This window comes from Nocardioides sp. (genome assembly GCF_031422975.1).
Classification (GTDB): domain Bacteria; phylum Actinomycetota; class Actinomycetes; order Propionibacteriales; family Nocardioidaceae; genus Nocardioides.
Map to the genome: position 1 here is coordinate 1 of NZ_JANPEO010000135.1, position 3,575 is coordinate 3,575.

4 protein-coding genes and 1 pseudogene are annotated in these 3,575 nt (G+C 71.4%); 4 read left to right on the plus strand and 1 reads right to left on the minus strand.

Going from position 1 to position 3,575, the window contains the following annotated elements; genetic code table 11:
* Positions 1-203, minus strand: a pseudogene (locus RMO85_RS04345) (30S ribosomal protein S6--L-glutamate ligase); the annotation flags it as partial.
* 59 nt (positions 204-262) lie between these two features.
* Between RMO85_RS04345 and RMO85_RS04350 the strand changes: the two are divergent.
* The 4 genes from RMO85_RS04350 to RMO85_RS04365 all read left to right on the plus strand — a co-directional run bounded on the left by RMO85_RS04350 (position 263) and on the right by RMO85_RS04365 (position 3,460).
* Entirely contained in the window at positions 263-715 is a 453-nt protein-coding gene (locus RMO85_RS04350) for a RimK/LysX family protein (protein ID WP_310526699.1), read from the plus strand.
* A 90-nt stretch (positions 716-805) separates the two neighbouring features.
* Entirely contained in the window at positions 806-1,753 is a 948-nt protein-coding gene (locus RMO85_RS04355; RefSeq protein ID WP_310526701.1) for an NAD(P)-dependent alcohol dehydrogenase, read from the plus strand.
* A 300-nt stretch (positions 1,754-2,053) separates the two neighbouring features.
* A complete protein-coding gene (locus RMO85_RS04360) occupies positions 2,054-2,425 on the plus strand; it encodes a hypothetical protein (protein WP_310526702.1) in 372 nt (123 codons plus the stop codon).
* Positions 2,426-2,500: 75 nt separating this feature from the next.
* Complete coding sequence (locus tag RMO85_RS04365; RefSeq protein WP_310526703.1) at positions 2,501-3,460, plus strand: succinylglutamate desuccinylase/aspartoacylase family protein; 960 nt, start codon at positions 2,501-2,503, stop codon at positions 3,458-3,460.
* Positions 3,461-3,575: the final 115 nt, after the last annotated feature.

The following is a 3,575-nucleotide window of genomic DNA, read 5'->3' on the forward strand; positions in this document are numbered from 1 at the left end:
GAGTTGCCGATGCGCGGCAGGATCGCGTCGTAGTCGGAGAGCTGCTTGCCGCGGAACTGCAGATCGGGTTGGTCTCCCGAGAGGTCGATTCCGAAGCGCAGCGTGTTGAGCACCTTCACCACGTGACCGCGATCCTGCGCGGCGGTGCGCAGTCGCTGAGTGCTGTAGGAGCGCGGGGCTCGGGACAAGATGGCCAGCTTCACGAGATCACACCTGATTGGATAGGGGGGTGGCAGCCACTCATCCAACCAGCCTCGGCCAGGTGAGCGCCGGATGGCGCGAATGGGTGCGGCTGCCTGGCATCGATGTCGAGTGGATCAAGGCCAAGCTCGACACGGGTGCCCGGTCCAGCGCGATCCACGCCTTCGACATCCACGAGTTCATCCGCGACGGCGAGCCCTGGGTGCGTTTCTCCATCCACCCCTGGCAACGATCGCGCGAGGACTCGGTCGACGTCGAGCTGCCGATCCACGACCGCCGGCGGGTTCGCTCCTCCACCGGCCACGAACAGGAGCGCTACGTCGTGCTGATGGACATCAGCCTCGTCGAGCGCACCGTCACCGCTGAGGTCACGCTGACGGGCCGCGACCAGATGGGCTTCCGGATGCTGATCGGCCGCGAGGCCCTGCGCCAGGGCTATCTCATCGACTCGCGGCGTTCCTACCTCGGCGGCCGGCCCAAGCGCGCCGTACGCCGCCGCAACCGCGGCGTCTGACAACTCACCGACCCCAGGGTCTTGCGGAGTTCTGTGCGTGCGCCTACCCTCAGCCTTACATTGTAAGACTTACGTTGTAAGGGGAAACTTATGAAGGCAGCAGTTCGCAGGTCGTACGGCGCACCCGACGTCGTTCGCATCGAGGAGGTGCCCGCCCCCACGCCGGGCGCGACGCAGGTGCTCGTGCGGGTCCACGCCAGCGCGGTCACGGCCGCCGACGCCCGCATTCGAGCCGCCGACTTCCCGCGGGGCTACGCCCTGATCGCGCGGCTGCTCTTCGGCCTGCGCCGGCCGCGGCAGCCGATCCTCGGCGGTGTCGCCAGCGGAGTCGTCGAGGCCGTGGGTGCTCGCGTCGAGGGGTTCGAGGTGGGCGACGTGGTCAGTGGCACGACGGGCCTGGGGCTGGGCTGCCACGCCGAGCTCGCCGTCCTGTCGGCGAAGAAGCTGGTGCACAAGCCTGCCGAGGTCTCCCACGAGCAAGCCGCTGGTGTGCTGTTCGGTGGCCCGACGGCCCTGCACTTCCTGCGCGACGTCGCGCACGTGCAGCCCGGTCAGACGGTCCTGGTCAATGGCGCGTCCGGAGCGGTCGGCACCAACGCGGTCCAGCTGGCCAAGCACCTCGGCGCCGAGGTCACGGCCGTGACGAGTGCAGCCAACGCCGTACTGCTCAAGCAGCTCGGTGCGGACCGCGTGGTCGACTACGCCCTGACCCCGGCCGCCGACCTCACGGAGAGGTTCGACGTCGTCCTCGACAACGTCGGCAACCTCGGGCGCGACGACGGACGCCGGCTGCTGGCCCGGGACGGGGTCCTGGTGCTGGTGGTGGCGGATCTCGGCGAGACGCTGCGAGCGCACGGCAACGTCAAGGCAGGCCCTGCGCCCGAACGGGCCGAGTCGTTCGGCACGCTGCTCGACCTGGTCGCGGACGGGACTCTCACCGTGGTCAACCAGCACGTCCTGGACCTCGCGGACATCGTGCAGGCCCACGAGGTCGTCGACTCCGGGCGCAAGGTCGGCAACATCATCGTCCGCCCCTGACCGGGTGTCGGGCCGGGGGATGTGGTGACCGTCGGCCGGGCCGCGCGTAGACACGCGGACATTGCGCGACCCCCGAGCGTCCTCTGAGCGAGGCGACGGGCCCGGACCCCGACCAAGGTCCGCGTGTCTACGAGGTCGGTGCGGCCTGCCGCGCCCCGCCCCCCGCGACGGCTCACAGGGAAGACACACGAGCGGCCCACCTCCCCGACAGGTCGCCCGGCCACGCTCACTGTCACCGGCCGGGCCTTCGAGTCATGAACGCCCGCGGGATCGACAGTCCGACCAAGCGAAGGAAGCACCGTGAACAACACCCCCGAGATCCCCGAGACCAGCGAGATCCCCAGCGAGGAGCCCGTCTCCGCCCCGAAGCGCTCCTGGCGCCACCCGGGCCGTGGTCGCACGGCCATCGCGGCCGGCGCGGCCGTCATCGGCCTGGCCGTCGGCGGCATCGGCTTCGGCGCGGGGTACGCCGTCGGCGACCACGGCGACTCGACGCGGCAGACCTCCGGCTTCGCCCCCGGCGACCGGCCCTTCCCCGGAGGCGACCTGCATGGTCGTCCGGGAGGCCCAATCGACGGCGGCACCGGTCAGGCGCCCGACCTCGACGGCGATGAGACGACCCCCGGGTCGGGCACCGACTCCGGCGACGGTTCGACGACGCAGCAGGGCTGAGCGGCCCGGAGGGGCCGGCGCGACTACCCTCACGACCGTGACCACCGCCAGCTCCCACCCCTGCCGGGGCGCGTAGTGGCGCGCGAGTCCTTCGCCATCGGCACCGTGCGGATCCGGGCCGGCTCGAGCCGCAACCTCGAGCTGCCGATCACGCGACTGGTCACCGGCTCGGACGTGAGCCTCCCGGTGCGCGTCGTGCACGGCCGCGAGGACGGCCCGACCGTGTGGCTGAGCGCCGCGATCCACGGCGACGAGGTCGTCGGCGTCGAGGTGATCCGCCAGGTGCTGGCCGGCCTCGACCCGAAGACCTTCCGCGGGACCCTGGTCGCCGTACCCGTCGTCAACGTCCTCGGCTTCATGGCCGGCGACCGCTACCTGCCCGACCGTCGCGACCTCAACCGGTCCTTCCCCGGGTCCGCGCGCGGCTCACTCGCGTCGCGGATCGCGCACCTGTTCATGACCGAGGTCGTCGCCAAGTGCGACGTCGGCCTCGACCTGCACACGGGCTCCGACCGGCGCTCCAACCTCCCGCAGATCCGTGCCGACCTCGACGACGGGCTGACCCGCCAGCTCGCCGAGGCGTTCGGCGCCCCGGTGATGCTGCACGCCGGCATCCGCGACGGATCGCTGCGCCATGCTGCCCGCGAGTGGGGCGCCAAGGTGCTGCTCTACGAGGCCGGCGAGTGCCTCCGGTTCGACGCCTATGCCATCGATGGGGGCGTGATCGGCGTACGCCGCGTGCTGGCTGCGCTGGGGATGACCGACCCGGTCAACGAGCCGGCGCCCACCCCGTCCGTCGAGTCGCGGGCAAGTGGCTGGGTCCGCGCGCGGCGTACAGGCATCCTGCACCTGGATGCCGCCCTGGGGCAGCGGGTCGACGAGGGCGACCGGCTCGGCGCCCTGCACGACTCCTTCGGCAAGACGCTGCGCCTCGTGCACGCCAACCGCACCGGCATCGTGATCGGCCGCACCGAGCAGCCCCTGGTCAACTCCGGCGATGCGCTCGTGCACATCGCCGACGTCTTCACCGGGTGAACCTGGCCTCACCAGCCTGGTCCCGGCGATGGCTGCTCGTAGCATCGCTCGGCCCCCACCCGGATGCGTGCGAGGTCGAGAGCCGGCCGTTTCCAGGTGGCGTCGAGCGGCGTCA

Bases quoted from the DNA above. Each gene is read 5' to 3' on its own strand.
- RMO85_RS04355 (WP_310526701.1), top strand. From the start codon at position 806: ATGAAGGCAGCAGTTCGCAGGTCGTACGGCGCACCCGACGTCGTTCGC.